Consider the following 19,708-nt stretch of genomic DNA (forward strand, 5'->3'; position numbering starts at 1 on the left):
TTTATGCGTCTGATGAATAGCAAGCCGAGTCGTGGAATGCGACTCGCTTTAAACCTTTTACCCTTTGTCATTTTACTGATTATCTACACTCTTGCATCCGATGCTCGTTTGTTAGAAAACCCAAGTGACAAATTATTACCCTCATGGTCGAGTTTTGCCGATGCGGTGCAACGTATGGCATTTGAGCCAAGTAAACGTACCGGTGAATATTTATTATGGGTTGATAGCGCTGCGAGCTTACAACGTCTTTTATTAGGCGTTGGTATTAGCGCGTTTATCGGCCTGATTGTGGGAGTGGTGAGTGGTATGTTGCCGCTGTTTAGAGCAACCTTTTCACCCTTAGTGACAGCTATCTCTTTAATTCCACCAATGGCGATATTACCTATTCTGTTTATCGTATTTGGTTTGGGCGAACTTTCAAAAGTGATGCTAATTATTATTGGTATCTGTCCAATCTTAATACGTGATCTACAACTACGTACCCAATCGCTGCCAAAGGAGCAACTACTAAAAGCGCAGACCCTTGGCGCCAATAGTTGGCAAATCATGATACGTGTTGTGTTACCGCAAGTATTACCGCCACTTGTTAGTGCTGTGCGCTTAACCCTAGGCAGTGCATGGCTGTTTTTAATTGCAGGTGAAGCGATTGCTGCAACAGAAGGCTTGGGTTACCGCATCTTTTTAATTCGCCGTTATTTGGCGATGGATGTCATTTTACCCTACGTACTGTGGATCGCTGTTTTAGCTTTCCTGATGGATACTATTTTACGTTTGATCTCTAAGCGCGCTTTTCCTTGGTATCACGGTAGAGGAGCAGACGCTCATGAGTAAAGCAATCATCGAAATCAAACAGGTTTGGAAAGAGTACGGTGACCATGTGGTGCTGGAAAAGCTTAACTTAAACGTGCAAGCGGGTGAGTTTATCAGCATCGTTGGTGCTTCCGGTTGCGGAAAAACCTCCCTGTTAAATATGTTATTAGGTACCGAAAAACAGAGTCGCGGTTCAATATTACTTGATGGTAAACCGATGCCTCAAGAGCCCAATGCGACACGTGGCATCGTGTTTCAAAAATACTCTGCGTTCCCTCACCTCAATGCGTTAGAAAATGTGATGTTAGGCGGCGAATTTGCCAGTTCACCCTTGCTTGGCAAGGTGTTTGGTAACGAACGTAAAAAGTTACGTGAGCAAGCCTTGGAGATGCTAACCGCGGTCGGGTTAGCCGATGCAGCACTGCGATACCCAAGTGAGTTATCCGGCGGCATGCAGCAACGTCTCGCTATCGCACAAGCGTTGATTAAGGAGCCGCGTATTTTGTTACTTGATGAACCCTTTGGTGCGCTTGATCCGGGTATTCGCAAAGATATGCATAAGTTGATTCGTGAGTTGTGGAAGAAACGCGGCTTAACCGTGTTTATGATCACCCATGATTTATCGGAGGGTTTTAGCCTTGGTTCGCGTGTCTGGGTGCTCGATAAACCACGTATCGACCCACATCAACCGGAACGTTTCGGAGCGCAGGTTGTTTATGATATTGACATCAATTCTGAACACAAACTTTCCAATTCCATACAATCTTTAATAGAAAAACAGCAAGCAGCGAAAGTCGCTGTTTAGGAGAATTTATATGCAACAACAAGTAATTGGTCAAGGTGCTATTTACCAAGATGTTATCGACGGTGCTAGCCATTGGTCGATGGTCATTCCTGCTGGAAAAGTCTTATCGTTAACTGATATTGAGGGCGGCGCGAATGTTTCGATGCTGTTTTACAATCCAAAAAATTTATTAGAGCGTTATAACGCGCCAGATACGCTGAAGTGCCAACACACCTTTAAACTCACTCAAGGGCATTGTCTTTATTCAGATATGGGGCGCATTTTTTGCTCTATTATTGGCGATGATACGCATTGGATTGATAGTGTGGGGGGCGTTGCTAATAAGCAAAAAGTAGCGGTAAAGTGGGGCAAAAGAGATTACCAAACAGATCGTAATAACTGGTTACAAAATGGCTATGACAGCCTATTAGTTGAAGTAGCGAAATATGGATTAGGTAAACGTGACCTTGCTGCCAATATCAACCTATTTAGTAAAGTAAAAACCGATGATGAGGGTAATTTAAGTTTTGTCGCAGCACACAGTAAAGCTGGCGATAGTATTCAATTACGTTTTGAAATGGAGACTCTGGTGGTTTTAACCACTTGTCCGCATCCGATGAATCCGGCCACTGAATATCCCAATAAACCAGTAAACATCGCACTCAGCGAAGCGGCAGCTATGGCAGCGGATGATCAATGTTTAAATTCCAGTGCCGAGAATGGCCGTGGTTTTGAAAATAATCGCCGTTATAGCTGTCAGCATACACACCATCAACATGCCGTTGTAGTAGGAGCCTAACCATGATCAGCACCAGTCAATTTAAAGCAGAGCAAGCAGTGCGCAGCGATACCGTCTTCGCAGGTGATTATTACATGCAGGTGTTGAAAGCCGGGCAGACATTACGCATTCTTGATTTAGAAGGTAATCAAGCCGCTGACACACTTTTTTATAATGCGCATGATCCAAGCGAGCGTTATAGCGCGATGGATACCATTCGCGAGCAGGGCAATGTTTATCTAACAACAGGCACACAGTTACTCTCCAATGATGGCAACCTGATGTTAACCATCACTGCTGATACCTGTGGTCGTCACGATACCTTAGGTGGCGCCTGCGCAACGGAAAGCAATACGGTGCGTTATGCGATTGAGAAAAAATGTATGCATGCTTGTCGTGATAGCTGGTTATTAGCGGTGGCAGAAAATCCACAATATGGCCTAAGTAAACGTGATATCACCCATAACATTAATTTCTTTATGAACGTACCCGTGAGCAGTGAGGGGGGGTTAAGTTTTGCTGATGGTATTAGTGGAGCGGGGAAATATGTTGAGTTAACCGCTGCGATCGATGTGATTGTGCTGTTATCTAACTGCCCACAACTTAATAACCCTTGTAACGCTTACAACCCAACCGCAGTAGAGATGCTGATTTGGGATTGAATTGAGCCACTGTTTGTCGGATTTTTTAACAGTGAAAGTAATGAGTTAATAGGGACGACCCTGTTAAACAACTCAGAAATATTTCGGGACGACCCGACCTTGTTAAGGTCATATTTATGCCAATTAAAACGCCTGCAAAAATGTTTACTAAAGTATTAATCGCCAATCGTGGGGCGATTGCCTGCCGTATTATTCGTACCTTATCCGCAATGGGTATTGAAAGTGTCTCTATTTATAGCCTTGCCGATGCCGACAGCTTGCACGTTTCTCAAGCGGATCACGCTTTTTCTCTTGGTGAAGGTGGTGCGAAGCAAACCTATCTTGATATCGATAAAGTAATCGCCATTGCCAAGCAGTGTGGTGCACAAGCGATTCACCCCGGTTATGGTTTTTTAAGTGAAAATGTTGAGTTTGTGGCTGCCTGTGAAAAAAATGATCTTGTATTTTTAGGCCCCACATCAGAGCAGATGTTGCAGTTTGGTTTGAAGCACAGAGCACGAGAAATCGCAGAGCAAGCCAATGTACCGCTGTTACCTGGCAGTGATCTGTTAGCGGATATTGATGATGCATTAAAATGTGCTGAAAAAATTGGTTATCCTGTGATGCTTAAAAGCACCGCGGGTGGTGGTGGTATTGGTATGCAGCGTTGTAATAGTGCGCTGGAGCTCAGCCAAGCTTACGATTCAGTAAAAAGATTAAGTGAAAATAATTTTAGTAACAGTGCACTTTTCCTAGAAAAGTTTATTGTTCAAGCGCGCCATATTGAGGTGCAAGTATTTGGTGATGGTGAAGGCCATGCGATTGCATTAGGTGAGCGAGATTGCTCTGCGCAACGTCGTAATCAAAAAGTGATTGAGGAGTGTCCTGCTCCTAATTTAGATGAAACATTACGTCAACAGTTACATAGCACTGCCACCCGTTTAGCGGCCTCAGTTAATTACCGTAGTGCGGGCACGGTAGAATTTGTTTTCGATCAACAAGCGCAACAGTTTTACTTTTTAGAGGTGAATACCCGCCTACAGGTTGAGCATGGTGTCACCGAGTTAGTTTATAACGTGGATCTGGTCAATTGGATGGTGAGTTTAGCTGCACAACAGCTTGCACCATTGACGGAAATTGAAAAGCAGCTGGTGGCTAATGGTCATGCTATTCAGGTGCGTTTATATGCTGAAGATGCCAATAAAGACTTTCAACCAAGTGCTGGTTTAATCAGTCATATTAATTGGGCGACCGAGGTGGAACAGGGCACATTACGACTCGACCATTGGTTAGAAAGTGGCACAGAAGTCTCACCCTTTTTTGACCCTATGTTAGCGAAGGTTATCTGCCACAGTGAAACCCGCCAACAAGCGCTTTCTGGCCTTAAGCAGGCACTCCTGAGCAGTGAAGTATATGGCATTGAAACCAATAAAGATTATCTGCATCAGCTATTAAGTAGTGAAGTCGTGGTTGATGGTTTGTTATTAACACAGACCCTTAATGAATTTGTCTATGCGCCTTGTTCAATTGATCTGCTTAGTGCGGGTACACAAACCACCATTCAAGATTACCCTGGACGACAAGGTTACTGGGATATTGGTGTACCACCATCAGGTCCAATGGACAGTGTCAGTTTTCGTTTAGCAAATACCCTGTTGGGTAATAGTGAACAATCAGCGGCTTTAGAGATCACCGTGAGCGGTCCTTCACTGCGTTTTAATAGTGCCACCCGTTTTGTATTAACCGGCGCAACCATTGCTGCAACACTTGATGATGTGGTTATTAAAAATGGTGATGTTATTAATGTTAATGGCGGACAAACCTTAAACCTAGGTAATATCGAAGGCGCAGGATCACGCTGTTATTTAGCGGTGCAAGGCGGTATTCAATGCCCCGATTATTTAGGCAGTAAATCTACGTTCACGCTTGGACAATTTGGTGGTCATGCAGGGCGTGCACTGCGCACGGGTGATGTATTACATATTGAGCCGATGCCTGAGATAGAGCCAACACCAGCAATGGTGAGTACCCAACTGCCAGAAATATCTGATCAATGGACGATTCGTGTCATTTATGGCCCACATGGTGCGCCTGATTTTTTCTGTCCAGAAGATATTGATGCCTTTTTTGATGCAACCTGGAAAGTGCATTTTAACTCTAGCCGCACTGGTGTGCGTTTGATGGGGCCAAAACCAAAATGGGCACGAAATGATGGCGGTGAAGCGGGATTACACCCCTCTAATATTCATGATAATGCTTATGCGGTAGGCACGATTGATTTTACAGGTGATATGCCGGTTATTTTAGGCCCTGATGGTCCAAGTCTAGGGGGATTTGTCTGTCCGGTCACCATCATTAAAGCCGATCTTTGGAAAGTGGGTCAGCTTAAAGCGGGCGCGAATATCCGTTTTCAAGCAGTATCTATTGATGATGCACAGCAACTAGAGATTGCACAAATTGAGCAGCTAAAAGCGGGGCAATATATTGAGCAGCAAGCACCAACGCAACTGCCCGATAGCGCAATCATCAAACAGATAGATAAAACGGAATTGAATGAGCAGGTAGTTTACCGCGCTAGTGGTGAAGATTATCTACTGGTGGAATATGGTCAGCAAGTGCTTGATGTGGCCCTGCGTTTTCGCGTTCATGCCTTGATGCTTAAACTACAAGAGATGAACGTCATGGGGATTGCAGAGTTAACCCCGGGCATTCGTTCATTGCAGGTACATTACGATAACCTACAGCTACCACTTAAACAGTTATTACAATGTTTAGCAGAAGCTGAACAAGCATTGGGTGATATAAGCCAATTAACCGTACCTTCAAGAATTGTGCATATTCCACTCTCTTGGGATGATTATGCGACCCGTTTAGCGATAAAAAAATATGATGAATTAGTACGTAAAGATGCGCCTTGGTGCCCGGATAATATTGAGTTTATCCGTCGCATTAATGGCCTTGATTCCGTTGATGAGGTGAAAGAGATTGTTTTTAACGCCAGTTATTTAGTGATGGGCTTAGGTGATGTGTATTTAGGTGCACCGGTTGCAACACCACTGGATCCTCGTCATCGTTTAGTGACCACAAAATATAATCCAGCAAGAACATGGACACCAGAAAATGCGGTCGGTATTGGTGGTGCTTATCTGTGTGTTTATGGCATGGAGGGACCGGGGGGGTATCAGTTTGTTGGGCGTACGCTACAGATGTGGAATCGTTACCGTAAAACCACAGAATTTACAAAACCATGGTTATTACGTTTCTTTGATCAAATCAAATTCTACCCTGTGAGCAGTGAAGAGTTAACCCAAATTCGTCATGACTTTCCTCGTGGTGATTACCCTCTGAAAATAGAGGAAACGACGTTCAGCTTGGCAGATTACCAACAGCAGTTGGTTGATAACCAAGAATCGATAGTTAGTTTTAAAGATAAACAACAAAAAGCCTTTGAAGCGGAGCGTTTGCAATGGCAAAAAAGTGGCCAGGCTAATTTTGTTGCAGAAGAGATGACCCAGGTCGAAACCGATGTAGCGGCATTAACCACTGAGCAGCGTGGAGTAGATAGTCATGTTGCCGGCAATATTTGGAAAGTACTAGTCAAACCGGGTGAGCAAGTTAAAGCAGGACAACCCTTGTTGGTACTAGAGGCGATGAAAATGGAGATCGAAGTAGTGTCACCTAGTGCGGGTATTGTTGCTGGTGTCGTGCAAAAAGAGGGGGCTCAGGTACATGCTGGGCAACGCCTACTGATTTTGGAGAAAGCATCATGAGTGAGCAACAGATAATAGATCAACAGTCGATAGAACAAAGAATGACCATTGGTGCCTTGCAACAGGCTTATCGCAGTGGCGATTTAAAGGTAGAAACATTCTTAACTGAAAAGTTACAGCAGGCTAAGCTGGATGACAATAATATTTGGATAGAGACGATCTCCGAAAGCCAATTGAAAAAGATGCTCAAGCAGCTAAGCAGCAAGCCGATTGAATCGCTGCCGCTATATGGTATCCCATTTGCGATTAAAGATAATATCGACCTCTCTTTGCTGGCGACAACGGCAGGTTGTGAAGCGTATTCTTATCAACCTAAGCAATCTGCGCAGGTGGTACAATTATTAATGGAAGCGGGGGCTATCCCTCTCGGAAAAACCAATCTCGACCAATTTGCAACCGGGTTAGTTGGGGTACGAAGCCCTTGGGGAGCGGTCAAAAACAGCGTGAACCCTGAGTATATCTCTGGCGGTTCAAGCTCGGGCAGTGCGGTAGCGGTTGCCAAAGGACAGGTGAGTTTTGCTTTGGGGACTGATACTGCTGGCTCTGGGCGTGTACCTGCGGCGCTGAATAATATTGTTGGTTTAAAAGCGACTAAAGGGTTATTAAGTTGTACTGGTGTAGTACCCGCCTGTAAAAGTTTGGATTGCGTTACCCTCTTTGCTAACAGTGTTGAGGAGTTAAATCAGCTCTTGGAGATTAGTGCACAGTGGGATGAAAAAGATTGTTACTCCCGTCCTAATAGTGCTGTTAACGGTGATGAGTGGTATCAGCCAGAAAATCGCCTATCAAGTTTGAAAATTGGCGTGCCTAAAAAAGGGCAGTTAGCATTTTTTGGTGATAGTAGCGCGCAGAAGCTGTTTGCAAAAAATGTACAGTGTTTAAAGAAAGCGGGCGCTGAGGTTATCAGCATTGATTTTCAACCCTTTTTAGATGCTGCAAAACTACTTTATGAAGGTCCTTGGGTTGCAGAACGTTACGCTGCGATTGAAGAATTTTTCGTAAAAGATCCCAAGCAGTGCTTATCGGTTATTGAAACCATTGTTGGTGGCGCAACCGACCATTCCGCGGTAAGCACCTTTAAAGCGATGTATCGTTTACAAACGTTTAAAGTAGAGTGTGATGCCATTTTAGATGAACTAGATTGTATCGTTACTCCGACTGTTGGTACCACTTATACTATTGAGCAGGTTGAAGCGGATCCTATTCAGTTAAACTCAAATCTGGGTTATTACACCAATTTTATGAACCTGCTTGATTACGCTGCAATTGCGCTACCAGCTGGGTTCTTAGATTCTGGTTTACCCTTTGGAATTACCCTATTTGGGAAAGCTTTTAGTGACCGTTTATTACTCAGTGCCGGTGCGCAACTGCAACAGATTAATGATTTCCCATTAGGGGCAACAGGATTGCCTTTAATGGCGCAAAGTGCCCATGAAAATGAGATTGATATTGCTGTTTGTGGTGCACATTTAGCCGGTTTTCCGCTCAATCATCAACTTACCGAACGAGGTGGCTTTTTAGTGAAAAGTTGTACCACTTCTAAGGATTATCGACTCTATGCATTAGCGGGTGGCCCACCATTTCGACCCGGTTTAATTAGGGTCGAGGATAAAAGTGATCAGGGGGTTGCGATTGAGCTAGAAGTATGGCGATTGCCTATCGATAGTTTAGGCTGTTTTCTGCTAGGCATACCCAAACCATTAGGGTTAGGGAAGCTGCAACTAGCGGATAACAGCTGGGTCACTGGCTTTATCTGTGAAGGTTATGAGATAGCAGAAGCGCGCGATATCAGTAAATATGGTGGCTGGCGAAATTATATGGAAAAGTTGGGTTTATAAATGTAGTTCTAAAAGCGTGAGTAGGGCTCTGCTCACGCTTTATTCAATCACGGCAGAGCTTTTGATTAAGAAACTCCAGTAGTAATTTTATTTTTACGCTCAGGTAACGGTTATTTGGATAAACAGCTGAAATCGCCTGCAACGGAGCACGGTAAGCTGTTAAACACTCTATCAATTTCCCCTTGTTTAATGCTTGTTCAACATAATAATCGGGCAGCTGTATCAAACCAATTCCTCTTATCGCAGCATCGAGTAGTGCAAAACCACTATTGCAGTTAATGCTGCCATTGATACGCATATTACGCTCTCTGTCCTGTTCTCTGAATGCCCATAGTGGTGAGCTACCCACCAAACAGTTGTGATTGTCTAATTCAGATAAGCTAAAAGGCAACCCATGTTTTTCTATGTAACTGGGCGCCGCACATACATGCAGTTGTCGCTGTGTAAGCTTTTTGGCAATCATCGTTGAGTCTTCTAAATGACCAATACGAATGGCTAAATCAATATTCTCAGTAACCAGATCTAAGGTCTGATTAGACAGTATCAATTGTAATTTAAGCGCGGGATAAGCTTGCATAAACTCATTCAGTAGCGGTGCAATAACCTGTTCACCGTAAGTGATAGGCGCTGTGATCTTTAATACCCCTTTGGGGATTTGAGAGAGTGCCGATAATGCTAACTCTGCCTGTTTAAGCCCTTCAACTAAACCTTGGCAGTGTTGGAAATAGTGCAATCCCGCTTCAGTGACGGTAATTTTACGTGTTGTACGCAGTAATAATTTACTCGCTAAACGTTTCTCAAGAGAGGCTACTTTTCGGCTCACTTGTGCCACAGAGGTATTAAGTTGCTGTGCCGCTTTGGTAAAGCTTTGTGTTTCCACTACCGCAACAAATTCATTAATGCCTAACCAATTGTCCATGAATGCTCCGCTTGATTTTTTAGTTTTTAGTTATTAGTCATTAGTCATTAGTCTGGTATGACCCTGCTAACTGCTAACTGCTAACTGCTAACTACTGACCGCTAAAAGCTTCTTTATTATTACACATTTGTAATTAAGTTTTGTAATTTAACTTGATTGTTACTTTGCATTTGTTAACTATAATTCTTCTATCGTTGATTAATCAACACATCAATAACTATTAAGGATTGCAAATGACAGATAAATTTATCAAATCAAAAGCGGCGATTGCATGGGGTCCAAACCAACCATTAAGTGTTGAAGAAGTGGATGTAATGCTACCGCGTAAAGGTGAAGTGTTAGTGCGTGTTGTTGCTAGTGGTGTATGCCATACCGATGCGTTTACTTTATCTGGTGAAGATCCTGAAGGTCTCTTCCCTGTTATTTTAGGTCATGAAGGTGGTGGTATTGTTGAGCAGATTGGTGAAGGTGTGACCAGTGTTGCTGTTGGTGATCATGTTATCCCACTTTACACCGCTGAATGTGGTGAGTGTAAATTCTGTAAATCGGGTAAAACTAACCTTTGTAGTGCAGTACGTGAAACACAGGGGCGTGGTGTCATGCCAGATGGTACCAGTCGTTTCTATAAAGATGGTCAGCCAATTTTCCATTATATGGGGTGCTCGACTTTTTCTGAATTTACAGTTTTACCAGAAATATCATTAGCCAAAGTTAATAAAGACGCACCACTTGAAGAAGTTTGTTTATTAGGTTGTGGCGTGACAACTGGAATGGGGGCGGTAACAAAAACAGCTAACGTTCAAAAGGGTGATAATGTTGCTATTTTCGGTCTTGGCGGTATTGGTCTATCAGCAATTATCGGCGCTAAAATGGCTGGCGCAAATCGTATTATCGGTATCGATATTAATGAAAGTAAATATGAGTTAGCGAGAAAATTAGGCGCAACTGACTGCATTAACCCTAAAAATTACGACAAACCAATTCAAGATGTCATCGTTGAGATGACCGATGGTGGTGTTGAGTACTCATTTGAATGTATTGGTAATGTTGACGTGATGCGCTCTGCACTTGAGTGTTGTCATAAAGGTTGGGGCGAATCGGTAGTGATTGGTGTTGCTGGTGCAGGACAAGAGATTTCAACTCGTCCATTCCAGTTAGTAACAGGCCGTGTTTGGCGTGGTAGTGCGTTTGGTGGTGTGAAAGGTCGCTCTGAATTGCCTGAGATCGTTAATCGTTACATGGCGGGAGAGTTTGCATTAGATGACTTTATTACCCATACCATGGGGCTTGATAAAATTAATGAAGCCTTTGATCTGATGCATGAGGGTAAAAGTATCCGTTCAGTCATTCACTTCGATAAATAACACTTAAACAAAAAAGGCCAATGACATTGGCCTTTTTTATTTTTCATTCTTCGTTATCCCTTATTTAAACAGAGATCCAGATGAACTTACAAAATATAAGCCAAAGTAAAGTTGCTGGTGGTTGGCACAAGCAATATCAGCATGATGCTAAGTCGGTAAATTGTATGATGCAGTTTGCTATCTTTTTACCACCTAATGCGAGTGAAACCAATAAAGTCCCTGTTTTGTATTGGTTATCAGGGTTAACCTGTGACGATCAAAACTTTATGCAAAAAGCAGGTGCATTTAAAAAAGCGGCTGAACTAGGGATAGCAATTGTTTGTGCCGATACAAGTCCACGTGGTGATGGCGTGCCAGATGATGAAAACGCAGCCTATGACTTTGGTTTAGGGGCTGGGTTTTATGTTAATGCAACACAAGCACCTTGGAATAAGCATTACCAAATGGCTGACTACATTAACCAAGAGTTACCTGCGCTGGTTGAAGCACACTTTCCGGTAACCGAGCAAAAGTCTATCTCTGGTCATAGTATGGGCGGGCATGGTGCATTAACCATCGGTCTTAAAAATCAGCAAAATTATCAATCGATCTCTGCTTTTAGCCCTATTTGTAACCCTATTGATTGCCCTTGGGGTAAAAAATCGTTGAGTAATTACTTAGGCAATAACCAGTCTGATTGGCTTGAATATGATGCTTCACAGTTAATTAAAGCAGGTTGTATTTTACCTATTTTAGTAGACCAAGGTGAAGCAGATCAGTTTTTAGAAACGCAGTTAAAACCTCAACGTTTGCTGAACGCAGCAGAAGAAAATGGCGTTGATCTATTGCTAAGAATGCAACCGGGTTATGATCATAGTTACTTCTTTATTAGTAGCTTTATTGATGATCATTTGGCATTCCATGCTAAACATCTAAAAGCAATTAACGATATAAAGTAACCTTGTCAGCTTGCATCATATAGGCGCTGTTTACCGCTAATTCACCATCGCTCAGTTGGACACTAGGCAGGTTACTCTCTGCTTGTAAACTGCCCTCTATCCAAATTGGCGTATATAATCCCACCATCTCAAAACCTTGAGGATAGTTGACTAATACTATCTGGTTTGCAGCTGGTGGCGGGGTATGGATACACGCCCCTGCCGTTGGAACCAATAAAAACTGCGTTAGTTGATTGTTATCAAATGCTAATGGAACAATATATCCCGCTAGCTTTCCCTGTTGCCCTAATAGTGCTTTATTAATCGCTTGTTGAGCTTGTGCACGTTCATTGGCTGTTTCTTGTTGCTTTTTAAGCAGTGCTAAAATATCGATGCCAGCATCATTAAAACGCTGCAAAGAGAGTTGTGATTCTTTTTGTAATTTAGGATTATGTGGAGACTGCTGCAAGCTCGTCATGATCAATAAATCATAACGCTGGATAGAGGAAAAACCGGCAAAGGGGTTATCAATAGGCGCTGCGCCTGCTGAGATTAAATCACTCCATTTCCATATTGCGTTAGCAATACTCGGGGGGCTGTTTAGCATAAAAAAAAGTAAGGGCAACACTGCCCATTTTTTGATTGATAACATGGTCAAACCTAACAAAATAAAGAGCATTAATATTAACATTAGTACTCTCTTTTAACAGCGCTGTTTTGGATTAGAATAGGTAGCGGTATAAATAGCCCGCTAACATTGCCATTGACAGGATCACCACTAAAAAAGTAATGATCATTTGGTTTTTAAAAAGAGACTTTAATAAAATTACTTCCGTTAAGCTTGCGCCCGCACTGCCGATAATTAACGCCATCACTGCGCCAAGTCCCATGCCCTTAGCGGCTAATGCTGCACTGAGTGGAATCACTGCTTCAGCGCGGATATACAGTGGAATGCCAATAACTGCTGCGATTGGGATAGCAAAAGGGTTACTGTCGCTGGCAATGTTTGCAATAAACTCTGTTGGGATAAATCCATAAATTATCGAACCTAATGCAATACCTGCAATTAAGTAAGGTAATACTTTTTTAAAGTCCTGCCAGGTTGTATCCCATATTTTTTTCCACTTGCTTACAACAGGTTTATTAGTCGCACCACAACCACTTGTACAACCTTTTTTCTGTGGTTCGAGGTAAGCCTCCGGTTTTACATATTTCTCAAATCCAAATTTTTCCAATAAATACCCTGCTATAACAGAGACACCCATTGCGACACTAAAGTACAGCGCGGTGACTTTAAGGCCAAAGGTGACAAAAAATAGTCCAATAATAATAGGATTCAATAGTGGGCTTGCAAATAGGAATACCATCATTGTGCCAAAGCCTGCTTTCGCACGTAATAACCCTTTTAGAAAAGGGATGGTTGAGCATGAGCAAAAGGGGGTAATTGCCCCTAATAATGCAGCGACAAGGTAACCTTTACCCTGTTTCGCACCGAGTATGCTTTGTATTTTATGTGCGGGAATATAATGCTGTAAAACACCCACCGCGTAGCTAATGATTAAAAATAATAGTGTCAATTCGACGGCTAAAAAAACAAACATGTTTAACGTAGTCGCTATCATTTCTGACGTAATGTGGAACATAATGATTACCTTTCTTTATTTCTGGAATAATCGAAATATATATTGGGAGCTTGTACTGATCAAGTTATTTCTGCTATTGTCGAAATATAATTATCGAATGAGAATTTATATGGAAATCGAAGTTGTCGCTAAGGCATTGAAAGAGTTAGGTCATGTTACCCGGTTAAAGATTTTTAAATCGGTGGTACGTGCGGGTAAACAGGGCATTGCGGTTGGTATTGTGCAAACAGAGTTGAGTATTCCCGGTTCTACTTTATCGCATCATATCTCAAGCTTGATTGCCGCCGGATTGATTTCGCAACGACGAGAAGGGCGAACGCTCTATTGTGTCGCAGATTATGAGCAGTTAAATGCAGTGATTGGTTTTATGCTTGACGAGTGTTGTGTTGATGAGACTACAGCGTAATAGAGCAGAGGTTAGATAAATACAAGCAGCCAATAATAAAATCACTGGCTGCTTGTATTTGAGTTAGCGGTTTTCTAAGCGGTTATAATCAAATAAACCATATTGAATCGGTTGCTGTTTTTTGTAAGCTTGATGTAAAAAATCACTCACTTTCCAGAAATCTGAGTCAGTACGACGCACTGCATAAGCTTTTAGTAATTCACTATATTGTTGCGCATTTTCTACTAGCTGAAACTGCTCCACAAAGGCTTGTTGCTGTGCTGTTGTTACTTTGAAAATAACCTGTGGGTAGCTCGTAAGCAGTCCTTTGTATATTTCTGCGGTATCAAGTTCTGGTACACGTGTTTTTGCTTCATCAAGCAGTGTAGATACATTGGTACGATCGTTGTGGCGTAACAGTGAGTACAATTGAGCATTAGCAGGGTCAGGGTTTTGCTCATCTTCAACAATAATAAAGCTAGCCTGTGGTAATTGCTGTACGGCTAAGTTTGGTAATTTATTCAAACCATTTAACTCGCCACTACTTACATCAAGATCATATTCAGGCACTGTTTCAAACTTTGTTTTTAAGTTATGAAATAGTTCCTGTTTAGCATTATTGGTTTTGTACTCAATATCATTTTTTTGTTCAAAGAAAAAGTCATTGTCAGAAAGGTACTCTTTAAGGCGTTTAGTGGAGCCCGTGTACCAATAATCGATCTCTCCTCGACGTTCCTCTGCGGGTAATAGTGTGACAAAACCCAACTCACTTTCTGTGCGTAAAAAGTCCATATATAAACGCGTTACTAACTGATGCTGAATCGAACCAAATACATCATAACCGGCAACGAGTAGGTAATGGATGCGTTCTAAAGCCGCGTAGTTAATAAGCCATGCTGTCTTAGGCGGTTTTCCCTGTAAGCCTTTTACGACTTGTGCACTATCTGAATGACGAAAAACAGTTAAGCTAGCATTATCATTTTTACTACCATTACCTGACCATAAATAATCAAGGCTGATATATTTTCCATTTTCAGACGCGCGATTTAACATTTTCTTTTTTGCATCAACATATGATTTTTCGCGTTTTGAGTATTTATACCAAGAGGTAAGGGCAAAGTGACGTGTGCTAAAGTCAGAGGGTAATTCTAAATTATCAGCTTGTTCATAAATAAAGTTATCATAAGCTTTTGAATGTGGGTTGTTAGGATCGGTAAAGAAAACCCAGAACTTATCTTGAATAACGCCAAGTGCTGTATTACCGCGACATACTGGGCCTTTAATAAAGCCCAAAATGGTATATTCAGCTTCATCTAATAAAAACTCATGGCGGTTGGGTAATGGAATCGCAGCAAAATTGTTAAAGGGGCTACCACCATGCTCATAACCAGGTAGCTCTTTAACGGTATATTCTGCATCATAAAAAAGCTCATTCCAACGTGCTAATCGTTGTTCATTAAGTGCATAGGGCATATGCGTTTTTTCAACGATGCTTGCAGTGTAATGACGTAAACGATAATAAAATTTATCTATATTAGGATCGTCATAAGGGCGGCGTGACGCAATCTCATTTACAGGTTGACCCGGTGGTGTAGTTGATCTAACTAGGTTGAAAAATACCGGTGGTTGTTGTGCAGAGATAGGCTCTTCAGAAAAATAGATATGGCCTATAAATAGATGTTCGTAGATATAACGGCTAGCCAGTTGTGATTTATTATCTTGCTGGTTAAGCAGTGTTTCCCACGTTTCGATACGTTGTTCAATTGAGGCGTTGAGTACCGCAGGTTGGGCCATTGGTGCACCTTGCTCAAGCCATTCTTTTAAGGTGTTAAACTCCGTGTTATCAAGGCTAGGCAAACCATAGGGCATACCTGCAAGTGGTTGCTCCTGCTTATAGGCCTCGATGGTGTTCATATCAGGGCAGGTTTGTTCTCGATTCAAAGAGAAGTCAAAATCATCATTAGAAAGAATGTCGGTTTCTGGGAGAGGGTGGCTCTCCTTTAATGCTAATAAATGGTACAAAACACTTTGCTCAAGATTTGCCTGTGGGTTTTGATCGCGTTCATTTAAGACACTGCCATAATCTCTATCGCGCCATTGCTGAGTTGTTTGTTCATCAATAAACAGACGCATTGGATCTGCTTGTCTGAATCGAGTACCAAATACTAATTCAGGAGAGAAGCCACGATCTATACCCTCGGGGGAAGAAAGCTTTAATTGGCAAGGGGCATCGTAACAACCGTGACAGACGACACAACGATTCTCCAGTATTGGTTTCACCTGTTGATGATAGTTTTGCGCGAGTGGATCATCTGCAGCAACAATACGGTCACGCACTTGCAGTGGACCATTATCGATAGTGGCTTGTTTACCGGGATCTGAACAGGCAAACAGTAACAGAGAGATAAAAGAGACGATGATTAAATGAATATTCATTAACACTTCCTAATCTAGGGCATTGGATTTAATGTAATCTCTTATTATATAACGTGAATAGTGTTTTTGATATTTATGTGAAAATATAAATTTACAAACAAGGTGATCGTTCATTCGTTAACTTGACGATTAATTTTTTTTTGTTAAATATTACCTTCCATAAGGTGCAACGTTTGTTGCTTCTAATGTATAGGCCATTTCAATATTTTTACTGCCATCGACTAAGTACAAATCTTGGCTTTGATGGGTAATACGTAATGTACCTGTTACCGTAATCGGCATATAAGCATTACCCGCTTTAACCGCTTGCGCTGCTTTTACTAATACGAGTTGATTAGCGGGTGGCACGGGTTTGTGGGAACATGCCCCGACTGTTGGTACTAATAAAAACTCAGTTACTAAACCATTGTCAAATTCAAGGGCTAACATATAACCGCTCATCTTAATGTTTTTATCCGCGAGTAGTTCGTTGGCTTTATTTTCTGACTGCTTACGCTTATGCATAATAATTGTGCGTTGTTGTAAAAAATGCTCAATATCGATATTTTCCTGAACAAGTTTCTGCTTTGCGTCTTTTGCCACTGCTCTCATTTCCTCAGTAACTCTTGTCGGCTCAAGCTCTTGCATCTCTTTGATTTGTGAATAAACCGAGAAGTTATAAAACTGTTCATCGGTAAACGCAATAAATGGGTCGTCATAGGGAGCTACTTTTCCACGTAAGTCCTGCCAACCTATTTGTATTGGTTCATTCTTTTGCGCATAACTCATAAAGCTTACTAGCAACATAAGTGCGGTGAGAAGGTGTACTATTTTTTTCATTACTATTTTCCATCACTGTTTATTTGTCACTACACGCTCATCATCTTTTGGTGTGAGCCTGCTTTAACGTTGAGAAAGGGGGGACTGGCCTTTATAAGTTAAACGATGAGACCTTCAGATAAAAAGATCCCATCGTAAATATGTTTAAAACTTAATATTCATACCATCAGACAGAGAGGTTTTGTATATGAGCACTCCTGGAATAATAGCAATGATTAATGCACTTATTTGAATCGTCGCTAATACCCACAAATCGTTTAAATTTAAAAAGTTAATATCCAAATAAAAACCAAAGTGATTCGCTAAAGGTGCTTGCAAAGCAAATAATAATCCATAAAGCAGTGCAATTCCCATTACAATACCTGAAAAACAAACGGCTGCAGCTTCACCAATAATCAATGCAAATATATGCCCGGGACGTGCGCCAACTGAACGTAAAATCGCCATCTCACGACGACGTTCGTTTAAGCTCATTAAAATAATGCTTAGCATTCCTAATAAACCAACCAGTACGACAAACACCGTAACAATATCAAGTGCTACTTCTGCAATGGCAAAAAAGGCCCACAACTCTTGCAGTGCAACAGCAGGCATAATTGCTGTTAGTGGTTCATTTTTATAATTATTCACATAATTTTGCACACCTAAAACGGCTTGGCGTGATGTTAAACCAATAAAGACGGCATTGATATTTTCAGGCTTAATTTGCAATAAACGTGCAATACGTTGCTCTGGGGTATCATTATGTTGATGTGCGTGATCAGCGTGATCAGCGTGATCATGGTGATCATGATGAGCATCGTGATCATTGTGGTCATTGTGAGCAGCGTGATCATTGTGAGCATCGTGATCATTGTGGTCATTGTGAGCATCGTGATCATTGTGTTCATTGTGTTCATTGTGAGCAGCGTGTTCATCGTGAGCATCGTGGTCATTGTGATCATCGTGGTCATTGTGAGCAGCGTGTTCATCGTGATCATCGTGGTCATCGTGGTCATTGTGAGCAGCGTGATCATTGTGAGTATCGTGGTTATTGTGAGCATCGTGATCATGTTGTTCATGCTTATGACCATCATCCTGCTGAGTATCAGTACGAGTGCTTTGTTCTGAAGGTAAGGCACTATGGAAGTCATTGTGTTCAGTATGCATCGCTTCCATCGCTTCAAGAGAGATGATTAATGTCTGATCAATAGCGGTAAAAGAGGAGGTAAGTATAGCGCTGATAAAGTAGGGGATATTGTCGTGATCGTGGCCATCTATTTCACCACCACCGTGTGTCATTACCACGTTATCACCAACCTTATAGTTCAACTTTTTAGCAACATCAGAGCCGATGATAACTGCAAACATATCATCAGATATTTCGCCAGACTGTACGCTTAATGATTGTTTATTGGCATAGCTAAAATGATCAAAAAAGCTTAGTTCAGTGGCCATCACCGTATAACCTTTATGCGAATCCCCCAATGAAATTGGCACTGCCCATTCAACAACAGGTAATTGGCTGATCTCTTTATAAGAGTCGTATTTAATGGTGTTCGTGGTATTACCAATATGAAATACAGAGCTTAATAATAGCTGCGATGACGCGCCGCGTGCACCAACAATTAAATCAGTGCCAGAGATGCTTTTCATAAAACTTGTTTTCGTTTCATCTTTTAAGGTCTGCACACCAAGTATTAACGCGACACTGATAGCTATCGAGAAAAGCGTGATTAAAAAAGTAAACTTACGGTTAAGCAAGCTTTTAAATGCTAAAGAGAAAATAGCCATTATTGTTGCTCCTGCTTAATGTTATTAATTGCGCCTAAATTGATGTGGTGATTAAAATGCTTTTTCAGGCTGCTATCGTGACTAACAAAAATAAGGGTAATATTCTCTTTATCACACTCATTGAATAACGTGCTGATAAAGGCATCGCGATGTGCGCTATCAAGTGCTGATGTAGGTTCATCGGCGATAATTATTTCAGGGGAACCGAGCATGGCACGAGCTGCTGCGACGCGTTGTTGTTGACCGACACTGAGTTCGTTGACATTGCGTTGAAAAATATCTTCACCGGTGAGACCTAACGCTTTTAATAAGCGAACAGCTTCACTTTTTAAGTCACCGCTGCGGGTTATGGCTTTTTGCTTTCTGATTGTAGAAAAGGAGCAGGGCAGGGTGATGTTATCAATAACACTTAAATAAGGGATTAAATTAAATTGCTGGAAAATAAAACCAATATGATCAGCACGAAAACTATCTTTTTGGCTAGAAGACAAAGATGTTAAAGGCTGTTTAAGCACCTCAATGCCACCGCTATTCGGTGTCAGTACGCCCGCGAGTAAACTTAATAGTGTACTTTTACCACTGCCACTAGGGCCCTCAATAAACAGGTGTTTTCCCGTTTGAATATGTAGATTACTAATATTAATAACGGGTGTTGTTTTCCAAGAAAAACAGAGGTCATTAATTTTTATCATTGTTAGTTACCTTGATAAGCGAATGTATGTGAGGTGGTGAAAATTGTTCACAGCCCAATTATTTTTATATCGATAAAAGCGATACCTTAATTGTTATAATATAACGATTAAGGTAATGGTTTCCAATCATTCATGCACT

16 protein-coding genes are annotated in these 19,708 nt (G+C 41.7%); 9 read left to right on the forward strand and 7 right to left on the reverse strand.

Going from position 1 to position 19,708, the window contains the following annotated elements; translation table 11 throughout:
* Nucleotides 1-3: 3 nt before the first annotated feature.
* From QQK09_RS04930 to atzF, 6 genes are all read left to right on the forward strand, one after another.
* Nucleotides 4-831: an ABC transporter permease gene (locus tag QQK09_RS04930; RefSeq protein WP_284203003.1), complete on the forward strand. Its 828-nt coding sequence runs from the start codon at nt 4-6 to the stop codon at nt 829-831.
* On the forward strand, nt 824-1,615 hold the full coding sequence (locus QQK09_RS04935; protein WP_284203004.1) for an ABC transporter ATP-binding protein: 792 nt from the start codon (nt 824-826) through the stop codon (nt 1,613-1,615). Before QQK09_RS04930 ends, QQK09_RS04935 begins: the two co-directional genes overlap by 8 nt.
* Before the next feature lie 10 nt (nt 1,616-1,625).
* Nucleotides 1,626-2,393, forward strand: a complete 768-nt coding sequence (locus tag QQK09_RS04940) for an urea amidolyase associated protein UAAP1 (RefSeq protein WP_284203005.1) — start codon at nt 1,626-1,628, stop codon at nt 2,391-2,393.
* A gap of 2 nt (nt 2,394-2,395) precedes the next feature.
* On the forward strand, nt 2,396-3,034 hold the full coding sequence (locus QQK09_RS04945) for an urea amidolyase associated protein UAAP2 (RefSeq protein ID WP_284203006.1): 639 nt from the start codon (nt 2,396-2,398) through the stop codon (nt 3,032-3,034).
* Nucleotides 3,035-3,150: 116 nt separating this feature from the next.
* Complete coding sequence (uca, locus tag QQK09_RS04950; RefSeq protein ID WP_284203007.1) at nt 3,151-6,783, forward strand: urea carboxylase; 3,633 nt, start codon at nt 3,151-3,153, stop codon at nt 6,781-6,783.
* Complete coding sequence (gene atzF, locus QQK09_RS04955) at nt 6,780-8,621, forward strand: allophanate hydrolase (RefSeq protein ID WP_284203008.1); 1,842 nt, start codon at nt 6,780-6,782, stop codon at nt 8,619-8,621. The genes uca and atzF overlap by 4 nt, the downstream gene beginning before the upstream one ends.
* 43 nt (nt 8,622-8,664) lie before the next feature.
* On the opposite strand, the gene QQK09_RS04960 is transcribed toward atzF, so the two are convergent.
* Nucleotides 8,665-9,540, reverse strand: a complete 876-nt coding sequence (locus tag QQK09_RS04960) for a LysR family transcriptional regulator (protein WP_284203009.1) — start codon at nt 9,538-9,540, stop codon at nt 8,665-8,667.
* 233 nt (nt 9,541-9,773) lie between these two features.
* On the opposite strand from QQK09_RS04960, the gene QQK09_RS04965 reads away from it, so the two are divergent.
* The gene (locus QQK09_RS04965) at nt 9,774-10,904 is read left to right on the forward strand and encodes an S-(hydroxymethyl)glutathione dehydrogenase/class III alcohol dehydrogenase (RefSeq protein ID WP_284203010.1); all 1,131 of its coding nucleotides are present in this window, start codon (nt 9,774-9,776) and stop codon (nt 10,902-10,904) included.
* Nucleotides 10,905-10,984: 80 nt separating this feature from the next.
* Nucleotides 10,985-11,842: an S-formylglutathione hydrolase gene (fghA, locus tag QQK09_RS04970; RefSeq protein ID WP_284203011.1), complete on the forward strand. Its 858-nt coding sequence runs from the start codon at nt 10,985-10,987 to the stop codon at nt 11,840-11,842.
* On the opposite strand, the gene QQK09_RS04975 is transcribed toward fghA, so the two are convergent.
* Nucleotides 11,826-12,512, reverse strand: a complete 687-nt coding sequence (locus QQK09_RS04975) for a DUF3299 domain-containing protein (RefSeq protein WP_284203012.1) — start codon at nt 12,510-12,512, stop codon at nt 11,826-11,828. The two genes, fghA and QQK09_RS04975, sit on opposite strands and share 17 nt — an antisense overlap.
* Nucleotides 12,513-12,543: 31 nt before the next feature.
* Nucleotides 12,544-13,464 (reverse strand): permease, encoded by a 921-nt coding sequence (locus QQK09_RS04980; RefSeq protein ID WP_284203013.1) that lies wholly within the window; start codon nt 13,462-13,464, stop codon nt 12,544-12,546.
* A gap of 109 nt (nt 13,465-13,573) precedes the next feature.
* Here QQK09_RS04980 and QQK09_RS04985 point away from each other — a divergent pair, with 109 nt between their 5' ends.
* A complete protein-coding gene (locus tag QQK09_RS04985; protein ID WP_284203014.1) occupies nt 13,574-13,870 on the forward strand; it encodes an ArsR/SmtB family transcription factor in 297 nt (98 codons plus the stop codon).
* 63 nt (nt 13,871-13,933) lie between these two features.
* On the opposite strand, the gene QQK09_RS04990 is transcribed toward QQK09_RS04985, so the two are convergent.
* The 4 genes from QQK09_RS04990 to QQK09_RS05005 form a co-directional block, all read right to left on the reverse strand.
* Complete coding sequence (locus QQK09_RS04990) at nt 13,934-16,285, reverse strand: fatty acid cis/trans isomerase (RefSeq protein WP_284203015.1); 2,352 nt, start codon at nt 16,283-16,285, stop codon at nt 13,934-13,936.
* A 150-nt stretch (nt 16,286-16,435) separates the two neighbouring features.
* The gene (locus QQK09_RS04995; protein WP_284203016.1) at nt 16,436-17,104 is read right to left on the reverse strand and encodes a DUF3299 domain-containing protein; all 669 of its coding nucleotides are present in this window, start codon (nt 17,102-17,104) and stop codon (nt 16,436-16,438) included.
* Nucleotides 17,105-17,248: 144 nt separating this feature from the next.
* Nucleotides 17,249-18,877 carry an ABC transporter permease gene (locus tag QQK09_RS05000; RefSeq protein ID WP_284203017.1) on the reverse strand — a complete coding sequence of 543 codons (1,629 nt, stop codon included), beginning with the start codon at nt 18,875-18,877 and terminating at the stop codon, nt 17,249-17,251.
* Nucleotides 18,877-19,569, reverse strand: a complete 693-nt coding sequence (locus QQK09_RS05005) for an ABC transporter ATP-binding protein (protein WP_284203018.1) — start codon at nt 19,567-19,569, stop codon at nt 18,877-18,879. The genes QQK09_RS05000 and QQK09_RS05005 overlap by 1 nt, the downstream gene beginning before the upstream one ends.
* Between the last annotated feature and the right edge of the window lie 139 nt (nt 19,570-19,708).

Origin of the sequence: Psychromonas marina, assembly GCF_030161115.1 — a bacterium.
GTDB lineage: Bacteria > Pseudomonadota > Gammaproteobacteria > Enterobacterales > Psychromonadaceae > Psychromonas > Psychromonas marina.

Excerpts from the sequence above, each read along its gene's own strand:
- uca (WP_284203007.1), top strand. The coding sequence starts at position 3,151 with ATGCCAATTAAAACGCCTGCAAAAATGTTTACTAAAGTATTAATCGCC.
- QQK09_RS04935 (WP_284203004.1), top strand. The coding sequence starts at position 824 with ATGAGTAAAGCAATCATCGAAATCAAACAGGTTTGGAAAGAGTACGGT.
- QQK09_RS04980 (WP_284203013.1), bottom strand. The coding sequence starts at position 13,464 with ATGTTCCACATTACGTCAGAAATGATAGCGACTACGTTAAACATGTTT.
- QQK09_RS04965 (WP_284203010.1), top strand. The coding sequence starts at position 9,774 with ATGACAGATAAATTTATCAAATCAAAAGCGGCGATTGCATGGGGTCCA.
- QQK09_RS04990 (WP_284203015.1), bottom strand. The coding sequence starts at position 16,285 with ATGAATATTCATTTAATCATCGTCTCTTTTATCTCTCTGTTACTGTTT.
- fghA (WP_284203011.1), top strand. The coding sequence starts at position 10,985 with ATGAACTTACAAAATATAAGCCAAAGTAAAGTTGCTGGTGGTTGGCAC.
- QQK09_RS04945 (WP_284203006.1), top strand. The coding sequence starts at position 2,396 with ATGATCAGCACCAGTCAATTTAAAGCAGAGCAAGCAGTGCGCAGCGAT.
- QQK09_RS05005 (WP_284203018.1), bottom strand. The coding sequence starts at position 19,569 with ATGATAAAAATTAATGACCTCTGTTTTTCTTGGAAAACAACACCCGTT.
- QQK09_RS04940 (WP_284203005.1), top strand. The coding sequence starts at position 1,626 with ATGCAACAACAAGTAATTGGTCAAGGTGCTATTTACCAAGATGTTATC.
- QQK09_RS04930 (WP_284203003.1), top strand. The coding sequence starts at position 4 with ATGCGTCTGATGAATAGCAAGCCGAGTCGTGGAATGCGACTCGCTTTA.
- QQK09_RS04975 (WP_284203012.1), bottom strand. The coding sequence starts at position 12,512 with ATGTTAATATTAATGCTCTTTATTTTGTTAGGTTTGACCATGTTATCA.
- QQK09_RS05000 (WP_284203017.1), bottom strand. The coding sequence starts at position 18,877 with ATGGCTATTTTCTCTTTAGCATTTAAAAGCTTGCTTAACCGTAAGTTT.
- QQK09_RS04985 (WP_284203014.1), top strand. The coding sequence starts at position 13,574 with ATGGAAATCGAAGTTGTCGCTAAGGCATTGAAAGAGTTAGGTCATGTT.
- QQK09_RS04995 (WP_284203016.1), bottom strand. The coding sequence starts at position 17,104 with ATGAAAAAAATAGTACACCTTCTCACCGCACTTATGTTGCTAGTAAGC.
- QQK09_RS04960 (WP_284203009.1), bottom strand. The coding sequence starts at position 9,540 with ATGGACAATTGGTTAGGCATTAATGAATTTGTTGCGGTAGTGGAAACA.
- atzF (WP_284203008.1), top strand. The coding sequence starts at position 6,780 with ATGAGTGAGCAACAGATAATAGATCAACAGTCGATAGAACAAAGAATG.